19 protein-coding genes and 3 pseudogenes are annotated in these 25,878 nt (G+C 71.5%); 8 read left to right on the plus strand and 14 right to left on the minus strand.

What is annotated here, in order from left to right; all coding sequences use genetic code 11:
• The first annotated feature begins 245 nt into the window (after window positions 1–245).
• The 6 genes from AB0M70_RS02445 to AB0M70_RS02470 all read left to right on the plus strand — a co-directional run bounded on the left by AB0M70_RS02445 (window position 246) and on the right by AB0M70_RS02470 (window position 6,737).
• Window positions 246–1,058: an SAM-dependent methyltransferase gene (locus AB0M70_RS02445; RefSeq protein WP_365815475.1), complete on the plus strand. Its 813-nt coding sequence runs from the start codon at window positions 246–248 to the stop codon at window positions 1,056–1,058.
• A 198-nt stretch (window positions 1,059–1,256) separates the two neighbouring features.
• Window positions 1,257–2,348 carry a mechanosensitive ion channel family protein gene (locus tag AB0M70_RS02450; RefSeq protein ID WP_365815477.1) on the plus strand — a complete coding sequence of 364 codons (1,092 nt, stop codon included), beginning with the start codon at window positions 1,257–1,259 and terminating at the stop codon, window positions 2,346–2,348.
• Between the two features lie 99 nt (window positions 2,349–2,447).
• Window positions 2,448–3,398 carry an ABC transporter ATP-binding protein gene (locus AB0M70_RS02455; protein ID WP_365815479.1) on the plus strand — a complete coding sequence of 317 codons (951 nt, stop codon included), beginning with the start codon at window positions 2,448–2,450 and terminating at the stop codon, window positions 3,396–3,398.
• Window positions 3,395–4,375, plus strand: coding sequence for an ABC transporter permease subunit (locus AB0M70_RS02460; RefSeq protein WP_365815481.1), 981 nt, complete (start codon window positions 3,395–3,397; stop codon window positions 4,373–4,375). Before AB0M70_RS02455 ends, AB0M70_RS02460 begins: the two co-directional genes overlap by 4 nt.
• Before the next feature lie 47 nt (window positions 4,376–4,422).
• A complete protein-coding gene (locus AB0M70_RS02465; RefSeq protein WP_365815483.1) occupies window positions 4,423–4,827 on the plus strand; it encodes a GntR family transcriptional regulator in 405 nt (134 codons plus the stop codon).
• A 113-nt stretch (window positions 4,828–4,940) separates the two neighbouring features.
• A complete protein-coding gene (locus tag AB0M70_RS02470; RefSeq protein WP_365815485.1) occupies window positions 4,941–6,737 on the plus strand; it encodes an acyl-CoA dehydrogenase in 1,797 nt (598 codons plus the stop codon).
• On the opposite strand, the gene AB0M70_RS02475 is transcribed toward AB0M70_RS02470, so the two are convergent.
• The 3 genes from AB0M70_RS02475 to AB0M70_RS02485 all read right to left on the minus strand — a co-directional run bounded on the left by AB0M70_RS02475 (window position 6,679) and on the right by AB0M70_RS02485 (window position 11,502).
• Window positions 6,679–7,338 (minus strand): DUF6629 family protein, encoded by a 660-nt coding sequence (locus AB0M70_RS02475; protein ID WP_365815487.1) that lies wholly within the window; start codon window positions 7,336–7,338, stop codon window positions 6,679–6,681. The genes AB0M70_RS02470 and AB0M70_RS02475 overlap by 59 nt on opposite strands.
• 55 nt (window positions 7,339–7,393) lie before the next feature.
• Window positions 7,394–8,797, minus strand: coding sequence for an FAD-binding oxidoreductase (locus tag AB0M70_RS02480; protein ID WP_365815489.1), 1,404 nt, complete (start codon window positions 8,795–8,797; stop codon window positions 7,394–7,396).
• A 101-nt stretch (window positions 8,798–8,898) separates the two neighbouring features.
• Window positions 8,899–11,502: an AAA family ATPase gene (locus AB0M70_RS02485; RefSeq protein WP_365815491.1), complete on the minus strand. Its 2,604-nt coding sequence runs from the start codon at window positions 11,500–11,502 to the stop codon at window positions 8,899–8,901.
• A 192-nt stretch (window positions 11,503–11,694) separates the two neighbouring features.
• Here AB0M70_RS02485 and AB0M70_RS02490 point away from each other — a divergent pair, with 192 nt between their 5' ends.
• Complete coding sequence (locus tag AB0M70_RS02490) at window positions 11,695–12,819, plus strand: NADH:flavin oxidoreductase (RefSeq protein ID WP_365815493.1); 1,125 nt, start codon at window positions 11,695–11,697, stop codon at window positions 12,817–12,819.
• Between the two features lie 82 nt (window positions 12,820–12,901).
• Window positions 12,902–13,513 (plus strand): CGNR zinc finger domain-containing protein, encoded by a 612-nt coding sequence (locus AB0M70_RS02495; protein ID WP_365815495.1) that lies wholly within the window; start codon window positions 12,902–12,904, stop codon window positions 13,511–13,513.
• Between the two features lie 30 nt (window positions 13,514–13,543).
• Here the strand turns inward: AB0M70_RS02495 and AB0M70_RS02500 are convergent, their stop codons facing one another.
• The 11 genes and pseudogenes from AB0M70_RS02500 to AB0M70_RS02550 form a co-directional block, all read right to left on the minus strand.
• Complete coding sequence (locus AB0M70_RS02500; protein ID WP_365816261.1) at window positions 13,544–14,578, minus strand: LacI family DNA-binding transcriptional regulator; 1,035 nt, start codon at window positions 14,576–14,578, stop codon at window positions 13,544–13,546.
• A 30-nt stretch (window positions 14,579–14,608) separates the two neighbouring features.
• On the minus strand, window positions 14,609–15,469 hold the full coding sequence (locus tag AB0M70_RS02505; protein ID WP_365815497.1) for an ROK family protein: 861 nt from the start codon (window positions 15,467–15,469) through the stop codon (window positions 14,609–14,611).
• Window positions 15,466–17,181, minus strand: a complete 1,716-nt coding sequence (locus AB0M70_RS02510) for a hypothetical protein (protein WP_365815499.1) — start codon at window positions 17,179–17,181, stop codon at window positions 15,466–15,468. Before AB0M70_RS02510 ends, AB0M70_RS02505 begins: the two co-directional genes overlap by 4 nt.
• 49 nt (window positions 17,182–17,230) lie before the next feature.
• Window positions 17,231–20,434 carry an alpha-mannosidase gene (locus AB0M70_RS02515; RefSeq protein ID WP_365815501.1) on the minus strand — a complete coding sequence of 1,068 codons (3,204 nt, stop codon included), beginning with the start codon at window positions 20,432–20,434 and terminating at the stop codon, window positions 17,231–17,233.
• A gap of 40 nt (window positions 20,435–20,474) precedes the next feature.
• Window positions 20,475–21,287, minus strand: coding sequence for a carbohydrate ABC transporter permease (locus AB0M70_RS02520; RefSeq protein WP_365815503.1), 813 nt, complete (start codon window positions 21,285–21,287; stop codon window positions 20,475–20,477).
• An 11-nt stretch (window positions 21,288–21,298) separates the two neighbouring features.
• Window positions 21,299–22,282 (minus strand): sugar ABC transporter permease, encoded by a 984-nt coding sequence (locus AB0M70_RS02525; RefSeq protein ID WP_365815505.1) that lies wholly within the window; start codon window positions 22,280–22,282, stop codon window positions 21,299–21,301.
• On the minus strand, window positions 22,279–23,586 hold the full coding sequence (locus AB0M70_RS02530) for an extracellular solute-binding protein (protein WP_365815507.1): 1,308 nt from the start codon (window positions 23,584–23,586) through the stop codon (window positions 22,279–22,281). Before AB0M70_RS02530 ends, AB0M70_RS02525 begins: the two co-directional genes overlap by 4 nt.
• 378 nt (window positions 23,587–23,964) lie before the next feature.
• A pseudogene (locus tag AB0M70_RS02535) lies at window positions 23,965–24,174 on the minus strand (hypothetical protein); the annotation flags it as partial.
• 129 nt (window positions 24,175–24,303) lie between these two features.
• Window positions 24,304–24,495: pseudogene (locus AB0M70_RS02540) on the minus strand (hypothetical protein); the annotation flags it as partial.
• Window positions 24,496–24,768: 273 nt separating this feature from the next.
• Window positions 24,769–25,443 (minus strand): annotated as a pseudogene (locus AB0M70_RS02545) (caspase family protein); the annotation flags it as partial.
• Between the two features lie 2 nt (window positions 25,444–25,445).
• Window positions 25,446–25,874: a hypothetical protein gene (locus tag AB0M70_RS02550; RefSeq protein WP_365815509.1), complete on the minus strand. Its 429-nt coding sequence runs from the start codon at window positions 25,872–25,874 to the stop codon at window positions 25,446–25,448.
• Window positions 25,875–25,878 lie beyond the last annotated feature (4 nt).

Below are 25,878 nucleotides of genomic sequence, written 5' to 3' on the forward strand. Positions count from 1 at the left end.
AGCCCTGTTGACCAGTGAGTCAACCGCTTGCCCCGGAGATTAGGGAGGAGACTTGCATATCTATGGCCGCCGGGGAACCCCCTCCGCGGGGCCGACATCACGCCTCGCCTCCCTGAGGACCGTCGGTGACACATGGGGCGACACCTCGGGCAGGAGTCACTTGAGCCCGGTGGGCCGAGCGGGCACGATGACCGGACGCACGCCGTGCTCTTCCGAACACCCGCCGCCCGCCTGGGAGTTGACGCATGTCCGCGATTCCGCCGCCCGTGACCCACCCGATCGACACCAGCAAGCCGCATCCCGCCCGGGTCTACGACTGGTTCCTCGGCGGCAAGGACAACTACCCCGTGGACGAGGAGCTCGGACGGCAGATCGTGTCGCTCGAACCGCAGACCAAGTACTGCGCGCAGCACAACCGATGGTTCATGCAGCGCGCCACGCGCCACCTGGCGGGAGAGGCCGGGATACGCCAGTTCCTGGACATCGGCACCGGCATCCCCACCGAGCCGAACCTCCACCGCATCGCGCAGTCGGCCGCTCCCGAGACGCGTGTCGTGTACGTGGACAACGACCCGATCGTCCTCGCGCACGCGGAGGCACTGCTGCGGGGCACGCCCGAGGGGGTGACGGAGTTTCTCCAGGTGGACGCCCGTGAGCCGGACAAGATCCTGGAACAGGCGGAGAACGTACTGGACTTCAGCCAACCGATCGCCCTGTCCCTGATCGCGCTGCTCCACTTCATCGGCGACGACGAGGGCGCCCACGACATCGTGGAGCGGCTCGTGTCCGCTCTCGCGCCCGGCAGCCACCTGGTCCTCTCCCAGATGGCGGGCGACTTCGACCCGGAGCGGACGCGGCAGGCGGTGGAGATGTACAAGGCGGGCGGTGTCACGCTCGTGCCGCGGGCGCGCGCCGAGGTGGAGCGGTTCTTCGAGGGCCTCGAGCTGATGGACCCCGGCATCACCTGGCTGCCGGACTGGCACCCGGAGCTCGCCGTGGACGAGGTCAGGAACGGGACGCCGGTGCCGCTGTACGCCGGGGTGGGCCGCAAGGCGTAGCCGCGAGACGGGGCGGCCGGCTGACCTGAAGTCAGGTGATACGGCGCGGGATGTCGGACATCACCCCGCGGCCGTTGAGTTGGGGGCAAGCTGGGTGCGGGCCCCCGGCAACGGCGCCGCACCCATGGGGCAGGATGACGCTCGCGCCGGACCACGAACACGCGTCCGGCGCGCCCGCACAACCTGGAGATTGAACTGATGGAGCGAGCGCTCACATGGCACGACCTGATCACCGCCGGGATAGCGGTGGCCGTAGGCATCGCGGCGGGTCTGCTGCTGCGGATGATCCTGCGGTGGCTGGGTGAACGGGCCAGCAGGACCCGGTGGAGCGGCGACGACGTCATCGTCGACGCCGTGCGCACGCTGGTCCCCTGCGCGGCGATCACCGCGGGGGCGGCCGTCGCCGCGGCCGCTCTCCCGCTCACCCCGAGGACCGGCCGCAACGTCTCGATGACGCTGACCGCCCTGCTCGTCCTGGCCGGGACGCTGACGGCGGCCCGCGTGGTCACCCGCCTGGTGAAGACCCTCGCGCAGTCCCGGTCGGGCGTCGCGGGCTCGGCGACGATCTTCGTCAACATCACCCGTGTCGTCGTGCTCGCGATGGGCTTCCTCGTCGTCCTGCAGACGCTCGGCGTCTCCATCGCCCCGCTGCTCACGGCGCTCGGCGTCGGCGGCCTCGCGGTGGCCCTGGCCCTCCAGGACACCCTGGCCAACCTCTTCGCGGGCGTGCACATCCTCGCCGCCAAGACCGTGCAGCCGGGCGACTACATCCGGCTCAGCAGCGGCGAGGAGGGCTATGTCGTCGACATCAACTGGCGCAACACGGTGGTGCGTCAGCTGTCGAACAACCTCGTCATCATCCCCAACGCCCAGCTCGCGGGCACCAACATGACCAACTTCAGCCGTCCCGAGCAGGACCTTTCCATCATGGTCCAGGTCGGCGTCAGCTACGACAGCGACCTGGAGCAGGTCGAGCGCGTCACGACCGAGGTCGTGGAGAGCGTCATGAAGGACGTCGACGGCGCGCTCCCCGACCATGAACCGGCCGTGCGTTTCCACACGTTCGGCGACTCCAGGATCAGTTTCACGGTGATCCTCGGCGTCGGCGAGTTCAGCGACCAGTACCGCATCAAGCACGAGTTCATCAAGCAGCTGCACCAGCGCTACCGCGCCGAGGGCATTCGCGTTCCCGCCCCCGTCAGGACGGTGAACGTGCAGCAGGGCGAGCTGCCGCCGGGCCTGATCCCGCACCAGCGCGACGCCACGGCGCCGGCGAAGTCGGTGCAGTAGCGGACGGCCGGGCGACTCGGAGGGGGTTTGACAGGTCCACATCGCGCAGATCATGATTCCATTAATTGTTTAATGGAATCGAGAGAGGCGTGCGTGCTCATGACCCTTGCCGACCCCTCCGAGGCCGAGAGCCCCCTGAGCGCGACCGCGCTCGAGGCTCGCGGCCTGGGCAAGCGCTATCGCCGCGGCTGGGCGCTGCGCGACTGCTCCTTCCGGCTCCCCGCCGGGCGGATCTGCGGTCTCGTCGGCCCCAACGGCGCCGGGAAGAGCACCCTGCTGGGGCTCGCGACGCGCCTGGTGACACCGACCGAGGGCGAGCTGCGCATCTTCGGTGTCCCGGTGGACGACCCGGCCGCGATGCCCCGGTTCGCCTTCCTCTCCCAGGACAAGCCGCTGTTCAAGCGGTTCACCGTGGCCGAGACGCTGCGCCTGGGCAGCGAACTCAACCCCGGCTGGGACATGCCCGCCGCCGAGCGGATCGTGCGCTCCGGCAACGTCCCGATGGACGCCAAGGTCGGCACGCTCTCCGGCGGTCAGTGCACCCGCGTCGCCTTCGCGCTCGCCTTCGGCAAGCGGCCCGATCTGCTGCTGCTCGACGAGCCGATGGCGGACCTGGACCCGCTGGCCCGGGACGAGATGAGCTCCCTGCTGATGTCGGAGGCCGTCGAGCGCGGCACGACCGTGCTGATGTCCTCCCACATGCTCTCCGAGCTGGAGGACATGTGCGACTACCTCCTGGTCATCGCGGACGGCCGGCTCAGGATGGCGGGCGACACCGATGAACTGGTCCCGGCCCACGCCCTGGTGACCGGACTCGCCCCCGACGGCACCCCGCCCGCGGACCTCGCCCCGCACACGGTCGTCGAATTCCGGGTCCAGGGACGCCAGTTCCGTGCCCTCGTCCGCCCCCACGGCCCGCTGGCCCCCGACTGGGAGGTGTCCGAGCCGAGCCTGGAGGAAGTCCTGCTCGCCCATCTCCGTTCGCCGGACGCGGAGCCGCTGTTCACGCACGACGCACGTATCGAGGCCGAGGGGATCGCCGCCGCATGAGCACCACCCTGACCGAGCAGCCGCGCACGGAGCAGTCCGCCAAGAAGCCGGGTCTGCTGCACGGACTCACCTGGCTCGTCCTGCGCCAGCACCGCACCACCACGTGGATCGTCGTCGCCCTGGCCGTGCTCGGCTCGGCCGCGATCATCTACGAGCGCGGCCAGCTGGCCGACACGCTCGCCGGGATGGGCTGGCCCGGCAAGAACGTCAACCTGACCCAGGCCCCGGAGAGGTTTCAGTACATCGCCGAAATCCTCGGCGCCCTGCCCATCGTCCTCGGTGTCTTCATCGGCGCCCCGCTGATCGCGAGCGACCAGGAGCACGGCACGGCGCAGCTGGTCACCACGCAGTCGGTGCAGCGCCGCCGCTGGCTCGCGGCCAAGCTGACCTGGTGCCTCGCGCTCGTCCTGGTGGCCACCCTCGTGCTCTCCACGCTGTTCTTCTGGTGGTGGGAGCCCTACCGCGGCCCCCTCCTCACGGAATGGCTCTCGGGATCGGTGTTCGACAACACGGGCCCCATGCTCGCGGCGCTCTCCCTCTTCACCACCATCGGCGGCATCGCGATCGGCATGCTGCTGCGCCGGGTGCTGCCCGCGATGCTGGCCACCTTCTTCTTCGCCCTGGTCGTCCAGGTGGCCTGGGGCGAGTTCCGCGACCGCCTGGCCACCCCTCGCACGATCACCTGGCCGCTGAACGGCGACACGCCGAACTTCCTCGACAGCGGCAGCGCCGTGGAGGCGGACCGCTGGATCAGCACCGCGGACGGGCAGCTCTACGGCTGGGGCACCTGCGCCGAACCGACCGAGAAGGCGACCAACGCCTGCATCAAGGAACACGGCATCGTCAACAACATGGTCGAGTACTTCGGCTACGACCAGATGCCGGGCATGCAGTGGACCGGCGCCGCGATCCTGCTCGGCGCGACTGCGGCCGTGGCGGTGTTCGTCCTGTGGTGGGCCTCGCGGCGGCCCCTCTAGGGCCCCGGGAACGACAAGTACGTAAAGTGTCCGCAAACGAGCAGAGAGTGGGGACAGTGGTCGAATTCCGCATCGACCGGCGCAGCGGTGTGGCCACGTACCTCCAGATCGTGCGCCAGGTCGAACAGGCCCTGCGCATGGGCGCGTTGGTGGAGGGCGACCGGCTGCCCACGGCGGCCCAGGTCGCCGCCACCACCAAGGTCAACCCGAACACCACGCTCAAGGCCTACCGCGAGCTGGAGCGCGCGGGCCTCGCCGAGGTCCGCCAGGGGGCCGGCACGTTCATCACCCGCTCGCTCGCCCGCCCCCAGGCGGGTCCCGACTCACCCCTGCAGAGCGCACTGACCGAGTGGATGGAACAGGCGCGGTCCGCGGGCCTCACGGGCTCGGACGTCACGGCGCTGTTCGAGGCGGTGCGCGCGGCCACCTTCCAGGGGGACGCGGTCGGCTGAGCCGGGTGTCACAGGGCCGCCCTCGACAAACCCCATAAGCAACCGCTTAGTATCGGGTGTGCGGGGCCCCCTGCCCCGGGATCGGTACCGCCGTCACCCCATGGAGAAACCGCATGGCATCCCTGCTCCTGTCCCGTCGTGACCTCGATTTCCTGCTGTACGAGTGGCTCGACGTGCCCGCGCTCACCGGCCGGGAGCGGTACGAGGACCACTCCCGGGAGACCTTCGACGCCGCGCTCGAACTGAGCGAGCAGATCGCCACCCGGCACTTCGCCCCGCACAACAAGAAGAACGACGCCCAGGAGCCCACCTTCGACGGCGAGCGGGTGCACATCATCCCCGAGGTGAAGGAGGCGCTGCGGGTCTTCGGGGACTCGGGGCTCCTGGCGAGCGCCATGGACCACGAGATCGGCGGCGGACAGCTGCCCGCCGTGGTGGCGCAGGCCTGCTTCGCGTGGTTCCAGGCGGCGAACGTCGGCACGGCCGCGTATCCCTTCCTGACCATGGGCAACGCCAATCTGCTCCTCGCGCACGCCTCGAAGGAGCAGATCGACACCTTCGTGCGCCCCATGGTGGAGGGCCGCTTCCTGGGGACGATGTGCCTGTCGGAGCCGCAGGCCGGCTCGTCGCTCGCCGATGTGCGGACGCGGGCCGAGGAGCAGGAGGACGGCACCTACCGCCTCTTCGGGAACAAGATGTGGATCTCCGGCGGCGAGCACGAGCTCTCGGAGAACATCGTGCATCTGGTGCTCGCCCGGATTCCGGGCGGCCCGCCCGGCGTGAAGGGGCTCTCGCTGTTCATCGTGCCCAAGGTGCTGGTCGGCGAGGACGGGTCGCTCGGCGAGCGCAACGACGTCGTGCTTGCGGGCCTCAACCACAAGATGGGCTACCGAGGGACCACCAACACCCTGCTGAACTTCGGCGAGGGCGCCCACCGTCCCGGCGGTGAGCCCGGCGCGGTCGGCCACCTCATCGGTGAGGCCAACCGCGGGCTCGCGTACATGTTCCACATGATGAACGAGGCCCGGATCGGCGTGGGCCTCGGCGCCACCGCGCTCGGCTACACCGGCTATCTGCACGCCCTTGACTACGCGCGCACCCGCCCGCAGGGCCGTCCGCTCGCGGCGAAGGACCCCGCGTCGGCGCAGGTTCCGATCATCGAGCACGCCGACGTACGCAAGATGCTCCTCGCCCAGAAGGCGTACGTGGAGGGCGCGTTGGCGCTCAACCTGTACTGCGGGCGGCTGCTCGACGAGCAGAACACCGGCACTTCTCCGCAGGCGCGCGAGGAGGCCAAGCTGCTGCTCGACGTGCTCACGCCCATCGCCAAGAGCTGGCCCTCGCAGTGGTGCCTGGAGGCCAACAACCTCGCGATCCAGGTGCACGGCGGCTACGGCTACACGCGCGAGTACAACGTGGAGCAGTTCTACCGCGACAACCGCCTCAACCCCATCCACGAGGGCACGCACGGCATCCACGGCCTCGATCTGCTCGGCCGCAAGGTGATCATGGACGGCGGCGCGGGTCTGCGCCTGCTCGTCGAGCGGATCTCGCGGACGTCCGCCCGTGCCGCAGCGGCGGGTGGTTCCGCGTCCGGATACGGGCGGGCGCTGGACGCGTCCGCGGCGCGTGCCGTGGAGGTGACCCAGCGGCTCTGGTCGACCGGTGACCCGCAGACGGCGCTCGCCAACGCGAGCGTCTACCTCGAGGCGGTCGGGCATGTGGTCGTCGCCTGGATGTGGCTGGAGCAGCTGCTCGCGGCCGAGACCGGCAGCGAGGACTTCCACGCGGGCAAGCGCGCCGCCTGCCGTTACTTCTTCCGCCATGAACTGCCGAAGACGGAGGCCCAGTTCACGCTCCTGGAGAGCCTGGACCGGACCGCGCTCGAACTGGACGAGAACGCCTTCTGACCCAGAAGTAGAGGTACACCGAGCACACCGCCGCGAACGCGCACCACGTGGAGATGTACTCGCGACGCCACAGCAGCACGCACACCGCCGCCCCGACGGCGACCAGGACGCCGAAGAGGACCAGGCCCCGGTCGCCGGAGAGGAGCAGGGAGCCGACGGTGGCGATGAGGTATCCGGCGATGATCAGCTCGGGCCAAGGCAGGCCGAGCGCGTAGCCGACCGTGTGGCCGCGGATCTCGGCCGTCACGGTGCGGGTCACCAGGTAGTAGGAGAGCACCGCCGCCGTCGCCATGCCCGCCACGAGGGGGATCAGCAGGCGGCGGCGGGCGCTCGGCGGGGCCGCGCACAGCACCGCCACGGGCATCCACAGCGCCAGCAGCGGCAGGGCGATCACGGCCCAGGCCATGGTGGCCCATCCCGTGCCGCCGTCGCTGCGCCAGACCTCGGACTCGATGATCTGGTGGGCACCGAGCAGCAACGGCAGCGCGGCGATCGGCAGGTCGCGGGCCCGCCCGCCGCGGGCCGCCCGGGTCACACACGCGATCCCCACGGCAGCGACACCCACACCCGCCACGAGATCGGCCGTCGCGCTCCAGCACATGGATCACACGCTACGACCCCCGTCACATCGGGGCGCGGCAGGCGGTCCAGCGGGGTTACCCGAGGGCGCCGGGGTCAGGCTCGATGTTCTGGTTGAGGCGGAAGACGTTGTCCGGGTCGTAGGCGGCCTTGACCCGTGCCAGGCGGGCGTAGTTGTCGCGGTAGCTGGCCCGGACGCGTTCCTGGCCCTCCTCCATCATCATGTTCACGTAGGCACCGCCCGCCGAGAACGGGTGCAGTGCGTCGAAGTAGTCGACGGTCCAGCGCTTGATGAGATCGGCGTTGCCCGGGTCTGTGTCCACTCCCGCGTAGACGCAGGCCCAGCGGGCCCCGCGATAGCTCCAGGCGGTCTCCGCTGTGCCGTGGTCGTGGGCGGCGCCGTCGATGGGGTACAGGTGCATCGTCGACTTCATGGTCGGCACCTCGGGGCCGAACTTGGCGTGCAGGGCGACGGCGTCGTCCGGGATCTCGTCGACGAAGTCCGCGCGCCAGTACCACTGGTCGCCGGGCGGGTAGAGCCCGTCGAACAGGGACTGCAGCATGGGGTGCGGCATCGGGGCCACGGCGTGCAGGAGCGGGTCGGGCAGCGCGTCGAGCAGGGGCGCCATGGCGTGGGCCGCCGCCTCGGGGTCCTCGATGGTGTGGCACCACACGACGCCGCAGACCTTGCGCAGATGGAGGGGCTCGGGGAAGGGCGGGGCCGGCGGGACGGTGCCGTACATGAAGAAGCCGTTCACCTCGCGCGGCGCCCGCGGCAGGAAGTCCCGGTAGGCGGCGAGCACCTCGGCGCCCTGTTCCGCGGGCCAGAAGGTGGGGCCCGCGACGACCGTGCTCAGCTCGTGCAGGCGGAAGAGGAACGAGGTGACGACGCCGAAGTTGCCGCCGCCTCCGCGGATCGCCCAGTACAGGTCCGGGTTCTCGTCGGCGCTCGCCCGCACCTGACGGCCGTCGGCCAGGACGAGGTCGGCCTCCAGGACGTTGTCGATGCTCAGCCCGAACCTGCGGGTGAGGTGGCCGAGGCCGCCGCCCAGGGTGAGCCCGCCGACGCCGGTCGTGGAGATGATGCCGCTCGGCGTGGCCAGGCCGTGCTCGTGCGTGGCGCGGTCCACCTCGCTCCACACACAGCCGCCGCCGACCCGTACGGTGCGGTTCGGCGCGTCGACCTCGACCGACTTGAGCGGCGACAGGTCGGCGACCACGCCGCCTTCGACGGTGCCGAGGCCCGCTCCGTGGTGGCCGCCGCCGCGGACCGCGAGCGGCAGGCCGTGCGCGCGGGCGAAGCCGATGACCCGGGACACGTCGCCGGCGTCGGTGCAGCGGGCGACGAGCGCGGGGCGCTTGTCGGCCATCGCGTTGTAGACGGCACGCGCCTCGTCGTACCCGGCGTCGTCCGGGCCCTTCAACTCACCCTTGAATCCTGCCAGTTCGCTGCGCGCTGCCTGTGCGGGCGTGATGGACATGTGCTCCCCCGATGGTTCGGCGTGTCCGATCCGCCCGTTCTAGTACTGTCCGCCACCCACCGATATCCGTGCCCACCACCTAGCTCACGTCCGGCGGTCACCTACTTTTCGCCGCCGATTTCCACCCCCAGCTGCGCGGCGCGGGCGGCGACCTCGCGGCGGGTGCGGGCGCCGAGCTTTTCCAGGACCGCGCGGACGTGGTTGTCGACGGTGCGCACGGAAAGGAAGAGCCGTTCGGCGATCTCGATGTTGGTGAGTCCTTCTGCGAGGAGCCGTCCGACCTGGAGCTGGCGGCCGGTGAGGCCCGCCGGGTTGCGCCGGGTCGCCGCGTGCGGGCCGCGCGGGATGCGGGCGACGCCGAGGTCGCGCAGGTCGGCGCGGACGATGCGGGCCAGGGGTTCGGCGCCCAGGGCGTCGAGGCCGGCGAGCGCGGTGAGCTTGTCCGCCGGGTCGGGGCTCTCGGCGAGGGCTGCCGCGTGCTCGTAGGGGCAGCCCGCGGCCCGCCATGCCTCGGCCGCCCGGCGCCACTGCCCGGCGGCCTGCAAGGCGTACGGGTGATCGGAGCCGTCGGCGGGCGGCGGGTGCCCCGCTTTGGCGAGCCAGTGGCCGAGTTCGGCGCGGTAGGGCGTCGCGGCCAGGCCGCGCGCCTGCGCGTACAGCGGGCCGACGGCGTCCAGCACGGCCGCGTGGTCACCGCGCAGCCAGGCGGCCTCCGCCCGTGCCGCGGCGACCGGGCCCGTGCGCTGCAGCTCCCGGGTCCGCTCGGCGACCTCCCAGGCCCGCGCGAGGAGCTCGTCGGCGCCTTCCGCGCCGCGGCGGATGCGTACGCGTGCCTGGACGGTCAGGGCGGGGCAGCGCGCGGGCGGGAATTCGTAGGCGTCGCCGGACTCGGCGTGCTTCTCCGCCTCGTCCCACCGACCCGCGGCGAACTGCCGCAGCGCCAGCTCCACTTGGAGGTAGCGCAGGAACCCCAGGTGCTCCGTGCGGTCCGCGAATTCCATGGCGGGCGCCAGGAAGTGGTCGGCCTCCGCGAAGCGGAGGTTCTCCAGGAGGGTCCAGATGACGTTGGCGTAGGCGCGGCAGGCGTGTTCGGCCTCGCCCGCCTTCAGGGCGACCGCCAGGCTCTCCTCGAGCTGCGGCCTGCCCAGCGGATCGCCGCCGCGCCAGCGGGCGGTGCCCACGTTGTTCAGGGCGTGCGAGAGGATCGCCGCGTCGTCCGTGCGGCGGGCCAGGGTGATGGCGCGCTCGCCGTAGCCGATGGCCTCCGCGTACCGGTCGGAGAGCATGCGCAGCTGGGAGGTGTTGCTGAGCGCGAGCGCCAAAAGACGCTCGTCACCGGCCTGTTCGAGTACGTCGATGGCTTCCCTGGCGGCCTCCTGCGCGGCGTCCGCGTCGCCCGCCCACCAGTGGATCCGCGACAGCCAGCGCAGATCGGCGCCGAGTGCCCGCAGGTCGCCCAGGGAGCGGCGCAGGGCGACGGCTTCCCGCTGGGCGCCGACGGCGGCGGGCGAGTCGGCGATGGTGTAGCTCTCCACCGCGAACCGCTCCAGGAGATCGGCGAGTTCGGCCGGTCCGTAGCGCTCCCGCTGTCGCAGGACGAGCCTCAGCTGGGCGGCGGCCTCGCGGTGCGCGCCGGTGCGGGCCGCGTCCCTCGCCGCGTCGGGGCCGTAGCGCGCGATGGCGTCGTGGTCGCCCGCCTGGGCGGCGTGGTGCACGATGCGGGAGGAGTCGGCGCCGGGCTGCGCGACCAGGACGGCGAGCACGTTCCGGTCGAGCTCGATGCGCCGTGCCGCGGGCAGCGAGTCGGCGATGGCGCGCCGGATGATCTCGTGCCGGAACATCACCCGCTCGGGCGTCACGACGAGCAGGCCACGGCGTTCCGCCGAGGTCAACTGGCCGACCCCGCCCGGCAGCAGCGCGTCGGCCAGGGTGCGCTCGGCCGCCGAGGGAACCACCGCGAGCTGTTCGAGGGCGTCGCGTGCGGCGTCGTCGAGGCCGCGCAGCCGGGCCAGGACGGCGTCGACCACGGTCGGGGGCACGTCCCCGGTGCCGCCCGCCGCGACGACCTCGGCGACGTAGAAGGGGTTGCCCGACGTCACCGCGTACACCTGCGCGGGGTCGAGGCGGCTCACCGCGCTCAGCGTGCGCACGGCGTCGCGGGAGAGCCGGGGCAGGGGGACGCGGTGCACGCGGGCCGCCCTCGACACCTGGCCGAGGAGGTGCCGCAGCGGGTGTTCGCGGCCCAGCTCGTCGTCGCGGAAGGTCAGCACGAGGACCGCGGGCATCCGGTCCACGCGGCGTACCAGGAACCGCAGCGCGTCGAGAGAGGCCTCATCCGCCCAGTGCACGTCCTCTACGACAAGGACGGTCGGGTGCGGCGGGTCGCCCAGCTCGGTCCGCAGCGCGTCGTACACACGGTGCCGGTCTCCGCCCTCGGTGACCGCCTGCGCCAGTTCGGTGCGGACACTGCCGACGAGATCACGGAAGGGGCCGAGCGGCCGCCGGGTCGCAAGGTCGTCGCACTGTCCGACCAGCACCCTGGCCTGCGAGGACAGCGCTCCCGGCAACGCGTTCACGAGGCTCGACTTGCCGATGCCGGCCTCCCCGAAGACGAGCGCCACCGAGCCCGCTCCGCCGCCCGCTTCCCGTGCGGCGGCGGTCAGTCGAGCCAGTTCACGATCCCGCTCCAGGATCCCCCCGTCCACGCGGAAATTCTCCCACGAGGCCACCCGTTTCCGTCGCCCGTACGGAGAGCGGCCGCCTTGGAGCTCCCCCGTCTCGTACAGGACGGACGGAACGAAGGGGCCCTCCCGCAAGCGACATGAGTAAAGCGCGTACGCTTACGTCATCGATCACAGGAGATCGCTCTCCCCCCTCGTTCCCTGCCAGGAGGACACATGACCTCGGCCTCACAGACCGCGCGCACTTCCCAGACCCTCGACCGCCCCTTCAGCGTCGGCAGCCTCACCCTGCGCAACCGCATCGTGATGGCCCCCATGACCAGGGAGTTCTCGCCGGGCGGCGTGCCGGGCGCGGACGTGGCGGAGTACTACGCGCGCCGGGCCGCCGCCGGGGTCGGCCTGATCGTCACCGAGGGGACGTACGTCGATCACCCCTCGGCCGGCACGAGCGACCGGGTCCCGCGCTTCTACGGCGAAGACGCCCTCGAAGGCTGGCGCAAGGTGGTCGACGCGGTGCACGGAGCGGGCGGGAAGATCATTCCGCAGCTCTGGCACGTCGGCATCACGCGCGACGAGGGCAAGGGCCCGGTGCCGTCCGCTCCCGCGGCGGGCCCCTCCGGGATCGACCTGGACGGGCAGCCCAAGGGCAGCACGCTGACCGCCGACGACCTCGACGACGTGATCCGCGCGTTCGCCGACGCCGCGGCCGCCGCCGAGCGCATCGGGTTCGACGGCATCGAACTGCACGGCGCGCACGGTTACTTGCTCGACCAGTTCCTCTGGGAGCGCACCAACCGCCGCACGGACGGCTACGGCGGTGACATCGAGGCCCGCACCCGTTTCGCCGCGGAGATCGTCGCGGCCGTACGCGCCGCCGTCTCGCCCGACTTCCCCGTCTTCTTCCGGCTCTCGCAGTGGAAGGCCGGCAGCTACGACGCGCAGCTCGCCCAGTCCCCCGAGGAGCTGGAGCGCCTGCTCACCCCGCTGGTGAACGCGGGCGTGGACGTCCTGCACGCCTCCACCCGCCGCTACTGGGAGCCCGAGTTCGAGGGCAGCGACCTCAACCTCGCGGGCTGGGTCAAGAAGGTGTCCGGGGTGCCGGTGGTCACCGTGGGCTCGGTCGGCCTCGACCAGGTGTTCATCGGTTCGCAGGGCTGGGCGGCGCCGTCCGCGGCGACCGGCATCGAGCCGCTCGTCGAGCGCCTGGAGCGGGACGAGTTCGACCTGGTCGCGGTGGGGCGTGCCCTCATCGCCGACCCGGAGTGGGCAGCCAAGGCCCTGGAGAACCGGCTCGGTGAGGCCCTGCCCTTCGACAAGTCGCTCCTCAAGAGCCTGGTCTGAGCAAGCCCGGCCGACGGCGCCGCACGGCGACAGCAGTCAATGCCCCACGCTGCTGTCGCCCGCGGTCGCGTACGATATGCGCATGACCTGGCCTGCCACCGAGCGCTACTTCCCCACCGCCGTTCCCGGCGGCCTGGGGCTCGTGCAGGACATCCTGAACACCGCACCGACCGGCCACGCCCCCGAGGCCGATCTCCTCGGGGACCTGGCCGCCGCGCAGGGCTGGGTGTCCGTCGCGCTCCCCACCTGGGCCGAGAGGACGGGACGCACGGCGGTGCGGCTCACCCTCACCGATGAGGACCTGCCCAAGCTGCGGCAGCTGCGCGAACAGCTGCGCCGTGCCCTGCTCTCCCGGTGCGGCACGACGAGCGGCGAGACCGCCCGCTTCACCTCCTGCGCCCTCCAGGTCAACCTGCACGGCGACGCCGCCCTGACCACCGAGCCCGAGGGCGAGGGCTGGCGCTGGCTGACGTCCGCCGTGCTGTGCGAGGCGCTGCTCGCCCAGACCACCGGAGAGTGGCGCCGCCTGAAGATCTGCCGCAACGACCGCTGCGCCACGGCGTTCTACGACCGCTCCCGCAACAACAGCGGCGTCTGGCACTCCACCCGCGACTGCGGCAACGCCGCCAACCTGCGGGCCTCGCGCCAACGCCGCCGCGCAGGCGCGCAGCCGGAGCCGGACGCCAACGCGTAGAACCACCGGGGCCGGTGACCCCCGCGAGTCTCAACTCCCGTACTCCACCAGGCTGGTGGGCGTCACGATGCGGCGCGCCGGGCCCTCCACCAGTTTCCTGCCCGGGTCGGATTCCCTCCCCCGCATCCGGTCGGCGAGGAGCCTGCCCGCCGCCCGGCCGATCTCGTCGCTGTCGTAGGCGACGAGGGTGAGCGGCAGCCCGAGCGCGTCCGCCAGTTCGAAGTCGTCGAAGCCCGCGAGCGCGGTGTCGGTGCCGGACGCGCGCAGGGCACGGAACGCGCCGATGGTGTTGCGGTTGTTGGAGCAGAACAGCGCGGTGGGCGGTTCCGGCAGCGCGAGGAGTTCGGCCGCGGCACGGCGGGCCTCGCGCGGTTCGGTCTGTCCTTGCCGTACGTAGTCCTCGTCGAGGCGGATGCCATGTGCGGCGAGGGCCGCCGCGTACCCGCGCAGGCGCTCGGTGCCGGTGTAGACGGCGGGCGGCGAGCCGAGGAAGCCGATCCGGCGGTGCCCGCGGGTGATCAGCCGGGCGGTGGCGGCGCGGGCCCCGCCGAAGTCGTCGACCAGGACGCAGTCCGCGTCGAACCCTTCGGGCGGCCTGCTGGCGAGCACCACGGGCACGCCGTCGGCGGCCGCGGCGGCGAGATGACGCTGGTCGGCCGCTGCGGGGACGGCGATGATGCCGTCGACGCGGCGGGCCACCAGGTCGGCGACCAGCTCGCGTTCGGCGTCCAGGTCCTGGCCGGTGTTCCCGATGACGGTCTTGAAGCCGTCGCCCGCGATGACGGAGTCGACGCCGAGGGCGAACCGCGAGTAGAAGGGGTTGGCCAGGTTCGTGACGACGAGTCCGACCAGGCCCGTGCCGCGCCCCAGACGCAGGCTGCGGGCCACTTCGTTGGGCCGGTAGCCGAGTTCCGCCGCCGCGACGCGGATGCGTTCACGGGTGGCCGGCAGGACGCGCGGGTCGTCGCGCAGGGCCCTGGATGCGGTCATCGCACTGACGCCCACCCGCTCGGCGACATCGCGCAGCGTGGGCGGACCGTCCATGGGGGGACGCGGTTCGGGCATCGTCATGTGTGTCCTTTCCCGGGGGCCGCCTCACCTCCCGGCAGCCCCCACATACTCGGCCGCTCCGATCAGCGCCGCGTCCGCGCCCAGCGTGCCGGGGCGCGGTGTCACCGGAGTATCCCCGAGGCCGGTGCGCAGGGCCGGGCCGACCAGGTCCCAGGACAGCGCCATGGCGCCGCCGACGACGACCGCCGAGGCGCCGAAGTCACGCAGGCACGGGGCGAGGACAGTACCCAGGGCGGCAAGGGCTTCGTCAAGGACCCGTGCGGCCCGTTGTTCGCCCGCGCGCGCCCGCTCGGCGATGCCCCGCACGTCGACTCCGCGTTCGTCGCCGTAGCGGGCGAGGATCGCCCGCCGCGAGACGGTGTGCTCCAGCGGGGCGCCGGACCAGCTCATGAGGTCCAGGCGTCCCTCGGGCGGTATCCCCGGCCCTTCCCGGCACAGGCCGCCGTCCACGAGGAACGCCGACCCGACGCCTGTCCCCAGGGTGATGCCCACGCAGCGCCGATGGCCGGCCGCGGCCCCCGCGCTCCACTCCCCCAGCAGGAACGCGTGCGCGTCGTTGAGGAACACCACGTCGGCGGGTCTGGGCCACACGCCGTCGAGCAGCACCGAGCGCACGTCGACGCCGTACAGGTGGTCGAACTTCCCCACGCCTTCGAAGCGGGCGATGCCCTTCTCGTGGTCGAAGGGTCCCGGCACGGCGGCGCCCCACACCTGCCCCGCGGGCACCTCGAGGTCCCCGGCGCAGCGCACGACCGTGCCGAGTACGTGCTCGGCGTCGCCCCGCGCGTCGAGCGGTCGGCGGACGCTGCGGATCACCCGCGTGCGCAAGGAGTCCACCAGGGCGGCGGTGACATGGGTGCCGCCCATCTCCAGGACGGCTCTCACGGGTGTCCCGCGCTCACGCCCGCGGCCCGGCGGTCCCGCACCAGTGCCTTCACCACCTTCGCCGGGCCGTCCCCCGCCTCCAGGCGGTAGCCGCCGACGGCCGCGGGCACCGTCAGCGTCTCCGCGTACGCCAGGGTGTGCCGCTCCCCCGCCGAGGTCAGCACGGTGACCGCGTCCCCCTCGACCACGTTCAGGACGTGGAACCGTCCTGCCGTGTCGTCCGCGGCGACGGCGTCCGCGGCGAGCGTGTAGCGCCGCACCTCGTAGAACATCTCATCCAGGGCGCCGAGCAGTTCCTCGTACCAGCCGTCCCCGCGGCGCAGGACGTACGGCTCCTGCACGAGATCGCGTGTCACGGCGTCGCCGCGCCGCCGTGTCTCCAGGTTGGCGAGGCCGTGTTCGTAGGGCAGGGGGCGCGGGTTGCCGTCGGCGTCCGGCCGCAGCCAGTCGTAGAAGCGCAGGCTGTAGAGGTACGGGGTCGCGCTGATCTCCAGGACGAGGTTTCCGGCGCCGCTCGCGTGCGGGGTGCCTGCCGGGATCATGAAGAGTCTGCCCTGTTCGGCGGGGAACGTCATGACGTGGTCCGCGGGGTCCATCGGCACCCCGTCGTGCGCCGCTTCCTCGATCTCCTTGCGGAAGAGGCCGATGTCGGCGTCCTCGCGCAGGCCGAGATAGACGCGGGTGTCCGCGCTGCCGAGCGTCATGTAGTACGTCTCGTGCTGGGTGTAGTGCCAGCCGAACCGCTCGCGCATGTACGGCTCCTTGGGGTGGCAGTGCACCGACAGGTTGCCGCCGCCCACGGTGTCCAGGTAGTCGAAGCGGAGCGGGAAGGACGTGCCGAAGCGGGCGTGCGCCTCCCTTCCGAGCACCTCCTCGGGGTGCAGGACGCAGAGCAGTTGGAAGGGGACCTCCGCCTGCGCTTCGGGGTTGTCGCCGATGAGGATGCCCGCCTCCGGGGCGATGAGTTCGTAGCCGAGTGCGGTGTTGCGTGCGCGGGGGTTGAAGCCGAGCGCGCGCTGACCCCAATGCCCGCCCCAGGGCGTCGAGTTGAAGAACGGCCTGGTGCGCACGGGGTGGCGTGCGAGCTGGGCGTAGCTGGCCCGCAGCCCTGCCCCGTCGACGAACACCGGTCGCTCGGGGTCCTGCACGTCCACCCAGCCGTCCAGCTGCCTGGCGAGCGCGTCGCGGTGGCGGTCCAGCATCGGCCAGTCCACGAAGAAGAGCCGCTTCAACTCGGCGTGTTCGCCAGGCAGTCCGAGGTTGCTCCCCTCCCCTGCCGCCACCGCGGACTCCGCGTACCGCTTGGGCAGGTCGGCGTACCAGAGCACGTCATGCAGGACCAGCGAGGCACCCGGCCCGTACACGAGCAGCAGCCCCTCCAGATCGCCGTCGTCCCGTGGGAGTTCGTCGAACAGGTCGGTGAGGGGGTTCTCCGCGAGCTTGCAGTAGTACGGGTCGTCCGCGTCCGGTGCGCTCATGGTGCGGCGCCGTACGTCGGCAGGGGGCGCGTAGCGCGTATGGATGTCGAGGGTGCGTACGGGCACGGGGCAGGCGGCGGTGAGCCGCGCCGCGAGGGTCTCCCAGTCGACTGCCGGCGGCCCCTCGACGGCCACGACCGCGGGTTCTCCCGGCAGTTGGGCAGCCACGGCCTCCCAGCCGACGGTCAGGACGGTCCCCGGTGCCGGGGGGTAACGCGGGTCGAGCCGGTACACGCATGCTCCTTCGTGCGGAGATTTTTCACGGGGGTGCGGGGATACGGGTTCAGGGACGTGTCAAGAGCACGGCAGCTGTGCCGAGAGCAGGAAGCTGGGCGGTCAACGCACCTTGCGCGACGCCCAGTTCATGGCCAACCGCCCCCAGATAGGTGGCGCTGTACGCGGCCGTGACGGGGAAGTGGACCCGCACCGGGCAGGCCACCGGCTGCTCGGCGAAGGACTGCAGCCGCAGCAGGACCTCACCGGGCCGGGGGACGGTGCAGCCGACCAGGCGGACCCGCGCGTCCCCGAGATCGACGAAGGCGAGCGATGCCGAGCCTGCGCCCTCCGCTCCCCTGGCCCGCACGCCGCGCAACGGGCGGCTCCAGGCCGCGGCCGTACGGGGGCCGAGCCCCTCGGCGGTCGTGGCGCAGGCGAGGCTGTAGCGGAAGGTGAACTCGAAGCCCTGCTCTCCGGGGAAATTGGTGTCCCAGAGATTGTTGTGGACCCAGGAGAAGACGGTGGCCGGCTCGTCGTGCCCCATGGTCTTCGGGAAGGGCGCGTACGGCAGCGCGATGTTGCCGAACTGCACGAGGGGCGCGTCCTGCGTGGACCAGGCCACCGCGAGGCCCTCGTCGGCGAGGGTCACCCAGCGGCGCACGGCCCGCATGTGCAGGGCCGAACCCGGCACCACGGGGAGGGTGTTGCCCGTGAGCCCGCCGGAGGCCTCCATCCGGACGACCGGCTCGTCGAAGGCGAAGGGGAACGCGAAGTAGGCGCTCTCCTTGCGCAGCGTCGCGTCCTTGTCGAGGCGGTTCTCGATGTCCAGGCGTGGTACGCCCACGGGCAGGGTGAGGGTGGTGCGCAACCGGTTGGCGCCGGCCGGACGCGTCTCGTACGTGATCGACTCGGCCATCGCGGTGGAGCGGCGGGCGATGAGCGCGGCGGGCGGGGCGACGGCGCGGGCGCCGAGGTGTTCGAGGCGGTCGGAGGCGGTGGTGCGGCTGGAGTTGTGGTTGAAGGCCCCGGCGGTGGTGTAACTGTCGTGGATGTAGCCGTTGAAGCCGACGATCGCGCCCTGCCTGACGAGTTCGCGGCCGGTCGCCTTGTCGATGACGGAGGCGATGCAGGCGTGGGCCAGGTCCACGCGAACGGCGAGATGCTCGTTCTCCAGAAGCGTCGGCTCAAGCCGCGCATGCGCCGCGACGGCACTCTCCGCCGGATCCTCCCGCTCGGTACCACCGGTGGGATTCCAGCCGGTCGCGGCCTTCACCGCCGTGCTCTCCGGGCTCTCCGTGTGCTCCGTGTGCTCCGGTCGCTCCCCCGCTCGTGCCGCGTCCGTGGTGATGTCCAGGCGTACCGAGCCCGTGGGCGGGACGTCGTTCACGCGTATGAGCAGGAAGCGTCCCGCGTCTCGGTGGTCGTCGTTGGTCTGGGGTTCCTCCTCGTGGGCGATTCGGCGGGCGCTGCGGGCGTCGTGGACGGCCACCGGCTGTTCGAGCGGCACGCTGCTCTCCGGCAGGAAGATCCGTACGACGTCCGTGCGCGGCCAGGAGCAGGTGTTGATCACGTGGTACGTGGCCGCCGCGCCCGGAGCCGTCGCGAGGCGCTGCCCCAGCCGTGCGCTCGCCCTGCCGAGGAGCGCGTTTCCGTCGTCGTACGCGCGCATGGCCTGCCCGTACTTCCAGTGCCACTGGTGCTCACCGGAGTGGCCGCCCTCGTCCCCGTGGGTCCACGGGTCGCCGGCGCCCCAGGTGTGCTCGTCGAAGAGCGACACCGCCTCGTAGACCCCGGACGCGTCCGCGCTGTCTTCCTCCGCCCCCGTGGCGCCGAGGAGTCCTGCGAACGTGCCGATGGTCTGGGCGTCGGCGACCACGGATTGGGCGGTGCGGGCCAGGGACAGCGGCCGCGCGCCTGAGCCGACTCCGTCGACCCACCAGTCGGTCCAGTCACCCTCGAAGGTCTGAATGTCGTCGCCGAGCCTGGCCTCGGCGTCGGTGAAGAAGTCCTCGTTGCGGGAGAGCCGCAGCTGCGGGAAGGCCCAGGTCTCGTTCCAGCGGCGGACGGTGTCGGCGATGATGCGGCGGGGCGGCGCGTTGTCGCCGAACTTGCCCTGGACGCGCAGATGGAGCACGTCCCAGGGGTAGGGCTCGCGCTTGACCTCGGTCTGGTCCATGGCCCAGCCGAAGATGCCGCCGCGGTAGGGGTAGGGGTTGGTGGCCAGGGAGGTGAGGTAGGCGGGAAGGAGGTCGTCCACGTCCGCGTAGGCCGTGTCGAAGCCGAGCAGCGGGCCTTCCATGTAGGCGAGGCCGTGCGGGGTGTCGGTGACCCAGACGAGGACGCTGTTGCCGCTGGGCGCGCGCCACCGGAACAGGCGCGGCAGCTTCTCGCCGCCGACCAGATGGGGCACGGAGCGTCCGGCCCAGTTGTGCGCCACGGAGAGGTACTTGACCCCGGCGGCGGACAACGCGTCGACGAGACCGACGACCGCGCCCGGCACATCGGTCTGCATCGCGGAGGTGAAGGTGACGCCGTAGCGGTCACGCACTTCGTGTGCCAGGCGCAGGAGTTCGTGCAGTTCGTCCGTCGAGCAGGTCTCGGTGTGCAGGTTGAACGGCAGCGCGGTCAGCTCGATGCGTCCCTCGCGGACCCGGCGTACGAACTCTTCGACCTGCTCGGCGGGGCGCGCGTCGGCCCACTGCCGGAACGACCACAGCGACTCGACGCACCACCGGAAGCGGGACTCGGCGGGCCAGTCGTCGGTGGCCCGGGTCAGCTCGAGGCAGGAGTCGAGGAAGGAGAGGTGCTCGGCGAGGACATGGCCCTGAGGGTCGGTGTAGCCGATGTCGAGGTGGGAGTGGTGGATCAGGTGGAGGGTCCAGCGGCGCTGGGGAGTGAGCCGTACGTCGATGCCCTCGGTGACATCGGCGGCGTCCGGCAGACAGAGCGTGAGGCGGGTCTCGGTGTCGACGGCGGGCACCATGAGGCGTACGGAGCCACCGGGGCCGGTGAGCCGCTCGACGGGGAGCGCGGCACCGGACTCGGTGCGGACGGTCAACTCGGACGGCACGCCTGCCCCGTTGACCGCTTCGACCCGCAGCGACTGCGTCAGGCCCGTGCCGTCCGCCGCCTCGCGCAGCAGCGGCTCCTCCGTCAGCCGCAGCGTGGCGCCGCCGAGGCTGCCCTCCGCGGTGATGACGGACGAGCGCAGGCTGTCGCGTATCCGGTCGTTGTCCCAGTCGGTCGTGCGGACGAGGGCGCGTGTCGTCATGCGGTTCTCTCCCGGTGGGGCGGCGGACGGTATACGGGGCTCAGTGGGTGGATGCGGTGACGCCGCGCAGGAACAGGCCGCGGAACACCAGGAAGAGGAGGAGCGTGGGCACGGAGACGATCAGCGCGCCCGCCAGGATGACGGGCGGCCCCGTCGATGCGTAGGCGTTGTTGAGGGTGGCAAGGGCCGCCATCACGGGCTGGACGTCGGGACTGCGGCTGAGCGTGATGCCCAGGAGCAGGTCGTTCCAGACGGCCGTGAACTGGAAGATGAAGGCCGCGCCGAGCCCCGCCTTCATCAGGGGTACGTGGATACGCCAGAAGATCCGTCGGAAGGACGCCCCGTCGATGAGCGCCGCCTCGGTCAACTCGGGCGGCATCGTGGTCATCTGATTACGGATCAGGAAGAAGGCGAACGGCACGGCCCACGCGGAGTAGACCAGCATGAGCCCCAGTCGCGTGTCGTACAGGTTGGCGTCCGCGTACAGGCCGAAGAGCGGTGCCAGGAACATCTGCAGCGGGAAGAGCGTGCCGGAGTAGATCAGCCAGAACCAGAAGGCGGGCCGGGGGATGGGCAGGACGACGACGGCGAACGCGGCCATGGCCGCGACGAGCACAGCGGCCAGGCCGCACACCACCGCGTAGAGCAGCGAGGCCTGGAAGCTGTCGCCGATGCCCGCGACGTCCCAGGCGGTTCTGACGTTCTCGACGAGGTCGAAGCCCTGGACGGTCCACTCGGGCTTGCCCGCGTACTCGGTCGCGGGCGTCAGCGCGTTGACCACGAGGAGATACAGCGGGATCAGCCAGAGCAGCACGCATCCGGCGACGAAGAGATGGCGCACGGTGCGACCCATGAGGAGCCTCCTCAGGCCTTGGCGGTGGTGGCGCGCGATGCGGCCTCGGGCATCTGGCGGCGCAGATACATCCAGGAGGAGGCGACGACGATCACCGAGAGGACGAGGGCGATCGCCGAGCCGTAGCCGATGTGGAAGAGGCGGAACGCCTCGCGGTACATGCTCAGGGCGAGCGTCTCGGAGGAGCGGGACGGGCCGCCCTTGGTGAGGATCCAGATCATGTCGAACGCCTTGAGACTGTTCACGACGGCCATCCCGACCACGACGACCGTGACGGCCCGCAGCTGGGGAAGTGTGATGTACCGGAACATCCGCCAGCCGCTCGCGCCGTCCAACTGGGCGGCCTCGACGGTGTCTTGAGGAATGGCGCGCAGGCCGATCGCGAAGAGGACGACATTGAGCCCGGTGGCCTGCCACGTGCTGGCGACGATCATCGAGAGCGTGTTCTGCGGCCATTCCAGGAGCCAGGTCTGCGCCCACGAGTCGAGGCCGATCCCGCGAAGTACCTGATTGACCGCGCCGTCGGAGGTCAGCATGAAGTTCCACAGGACCGCGGTGGCGGCGGCGGAGATGGCGTACGGCAGCACGATCACCAGCTGGGCGATGCCGCCGAAGCGCATCCGGTGCGTGGCGACGGCGATGAGCAGTCCGGCCAGGACGGGCAGGAGCAGCGTTCCGGCCACCCACATCAGGGTGTTGAGCAGCGACCGGCCGAGGATCGGGTCGTCGGCGAGCCGGGCGTAGTTGTCGAACCCGACGAAGCTGCTCGTGAAGCCGTTGTCCTCGAAGAAGCTGTCGTAGACGCTGCGGAAGAAGGGGTAGACCAGGAGTACGCCGACGAAGGCGAAGGCGGGCAGGGCCCAGGGCAGCGCGGCGAGCGGACCGCCGAGCCTGCCGTTGCCGCGGGCGGCCTGATGCGGGCTGCGGATGGGGACACGGCGGCGCAGGCGCACGGGCTTCGCGGTGTGCGGGGCGGGGGTGGCGGTCTCGGTCATGTCTCCTCCGCCTCCCGCCATACCTGCCATGCCTCGTCCGCGCGGTCCTGCATGGTCCGCAGCGTGCTGCGGGCCGATGAGGGGTTGAGCAGGAACCCGGCGAGGTCGTCGACGGTCGCCTCGACCAGTTCGGGCGGGCCCTGTTCCCAGAAGCGGTTGAGCAGCCAGAGCTTGTCGCCCCGCACCTTCTTGGCGAGGCCGGCGATCACCGGGTTCGGGGGTTCGACCCGCGGGTTGGGGCAGCCGTCCTGGAGGCTGTGCGAGAAGGCCTTCATGACGGCGGGCCGCAGCCAGTTGTCCGTGGCCTTCAACGCCTCGGCCCTGTCGGGTCCTTTGACGGTGGAGACGAGGGCGCTGGACTCGAAGATGACGCAGGGCCGGGCCTTCGGGTCGGCCATGGGCAGCACGAAGGCACCGAGGTTCTTGCCGGGCTTCGCGCCCGCGCCCACCAGGGTCGAGCCGAGCCAGGTGCCGCAGGGCACCATCCCGACCTTGCCGTGCACGACGGCAGCGGCGGCGTCGGCGTGGCTCATGTCCATGGAGGTGAACCAGTCCTTGTCGAAGAAGGACTCCAGGGTGCGCAGGGCGCGTTCGGCACGCGGGTCGGTGTAGCGCTCGCGGCCGTTCATCAAGTCCTCGTAGAACTGCGGATTTTGGCGGCTGAGGACCTCCTGGAACCAGATGAAGGAGGGCCAGCGATCGGCCGCCGAGCCGTGCAGCGGGGTGATCCCGCTCTTCTTGAACCGCGCGCAGACGGCGAGGAACTCGTCCCAGGTGACGGGGACTTGCAGCTGCTGTTCCTCGAACACCTCGATGTTGTAGAAGAACACCCAGTACGCGAGGTTCATCGGCAGGCCGTAGACCCGCTCCCGGTGGGTGAACGCGTCCCGTAAGGAGGCGTCGACCCATCCCTTCCCGACGGCGCTGTCCCACTGCCGGGTCAGGTCGACGATGCCGCCGGTGCGGGCGAGGTCCTGGAGCCGGTAGCCCGACCAGTACTTGAGCATGTCCGGCGTCTTGCTGGTGCGCAGCGAGGACTTGACGACCTGCTCGAACGACTCCAGGGACGGATTGACCTCAGGCACCAGCCGCAGCCCTGCCGCCGCCTTCATCGCCGCCCCCGCGGCGACCATCGGCTTCTCCCACGCCGCGCTGTCCCCCAGCACGGCGACCCTCCCGGGAGGCTGCCCGCTCGCGGTCCCACAGGCAGTGGCGAACGCCCCGGCGGCGGCCGCGGCCAGCAGGGCGCGGCGGTCGAGCGGAGCACCTGACGCCGGAGAAAGGAGGTGACGACTACCTGACATGGGCGGCTCCCCCAGGTGTGTGTCGGCCCGGTGTTAGCGTTAACACGGGCGTGATGGAGCTTCTCCGCGCCGGGGTGACATGTCAATGGTTCGCGCAGCGGGCAGGGCCCTTCTGACGGCCCGGGGTGCGGGCTTCGGTCAGCCGCGCTGGATGCCGTCCGTGTTGTGCAGGACGCCCCGCCGGCTTTCCTGGTCCAGCGCGATGAGCCCGTCGCCCTGGCGCCCGATCGCGAGATACCACGTGCCGGGCAGCAGCTCAGCCACCTCTACGTCGTCGTTGTCCACGCTCATCAGCGGACGCGGGACCGGCACCGCGAACCAGAACAGCTCGAAGTCCGCGTCGAATCCGGCGGTCATCTCGCCGGGCCCTTCACTCGCCCCCCGCTGGATGCCCGACGTGTCGAGCAGGAACCCCCGCAGGCCGTCCTGGGACTGCGCGAGCAGCGCCTCGCCCCGCCGCTCTCCCGCCAGGTACCACGCACCCGGCTGCAGCTCGGCCACCTCTTCGAAGTCGCCGTCCACGCTCATCAGCGGACGCGCGACCGGCACCGCGAACCAGAACGGCTCGAAGCCGGGGTCGGGCGCGGCACTCACCGCGTCGGCCAGCCGCCGGGCCTCGCGCACGGTCCGCTCGGTGCGCCGTCTCGACGTCGCCGTGTCGCTGCCGCCGTGCGGGGCGCCCGACTTCAGGGCCTGCGCGTCGGGCTTCTCGCTGATCCCCCGCTCTATGCCCGACGTGTCGAGCAGGAAGCCGCGCAGGCCTTCCTGGGTGAGGGTGACGTACGCCGTGCCGCGCTGCTCGGCCGCCAGATGCCAGACGCCCGGTGCGAGCTCCGCCACCGGCTGCAACGATCCGTCCTCGCCCATCAGCGGGCGCGCGACCGGCACCGCGAACCAGAACGGTTCGAAGCCGGGGTCGGGCACGGCCGCCACGGCCGACGCGAGGCGTTGCGCGGTCTCGAGCGTCTCGCGGGCGCGGCGCTCCGCCTCCTGGCGCAACTCCTCGCTCTCCAGGCGCATCTGCTCGGCCCGCCGCTCGATCCGCTTGAGCCGCTCCTCGGCCTCTTGCTGCAGGATGTCCAGATGCCGCCGCTCCGGCCAGGGCATGGCGCCGCGGGATACCGCCCGGTTGCGGGCGATGGCGATGTCACCGCCGAGGTTGCGGTTGCGCTGCTGCGGCACCGGGCGGGACTTGCTGGTCAGGGCGCGGCGCACGTCCCGGTAGAGGGTGTCCATGTCCAGCGGATCGGGCTTGCCCGCCACCCCCTCGGTAAGGGTGGTGAGCAGTTCGCCGGTGAACGCGGTGTACGTCTCGCCGGGCGGGGACAGCGCGGGCCGGGTCTCGGCGCAGGACGCGAGCACGCACGTCCCGTCGACCACGGCCTGGTCCGCGAGGTGCGCGCTCGCGCTCATCTTGCCGACCAGGGCCCGCCCGCTGTAACAGCAGTCGAGGATCAGGACCGTGCTGCGGGCGCGGGCCCGCGGGTCGAGCACGGCCCTGCGCAGGTACTCGTACCGCAGCCAGGTGTACTCGCGTTCGCCGTCCGAGTCGGGCAGGGCGAGGTACAGCTCCTCGGTGTGCGGGTCCATCAGACCGTGCCCGGCGTAGTAGACGAGCAGGGTGTCCACGGCTTGGTGCGCCCGTTCCCGGACCACGTCGAGGACCTGTCCGGCGCTGCCCGGCTGGGGCAGGACCGTGCACGCGTCGTCCGACAGCCCCCAGACGGCGGGATCGGTGAGCACTTCGCGCAGACCTTGCAGGTTGCGGGCGACGGAGGGCAGGTCGTCCAGGCGGGTGTAGTCGTGGACACCGACCAGTACGGCCTCGGAGCGGGCCGGATCCGACAGCAGCGCCACGGTTACTCGTCATCTCCGTCCGCCGGGGCGGCCGCGGGCCCTGCGCCCTCGTTCCAGAGCCGCAGGACCTGTTCGACGGTCTCCGGTGAGCTGTCCCGCAAGGTGACGACGACGCCGTCCCGTTCGAGCCGCACCTGCGGCGGACGCGGGCGCGAGCCCCGCCAGGCGGCGACGGCGGTGACCAGGCCGCCCAGGGCGATGCTGTTGGCGAGGACGACGTTGACGAGATCCAGCCCGTCGCCCATGCTTCCCGGCGCCGTGTGCCGTGCCGCGGTGGACACCTGTGCCTGGCCGCGCAGTTCGGGCTCCGCCAGCAGCCAGCGGTACAGCGAAAGCACTGACGCCGTACTTTCGGTGCCTTCTCCGCCTGCGCCACCAGCGCGGTCGTCGCCGCCTTCGCCGCCTTCGCCGAACGAGAGGTTGACCTCCACGCCC

Origin of the sequence: Streptomyces sp. NPDC051214 (genome assembly GCF_040682375.1) — a bacterium.
Lineage (GTDB): Bacteria > Actinomycetota > Actinomycetes > Streptomycetales > Streptomycetaceae > Streptomyces.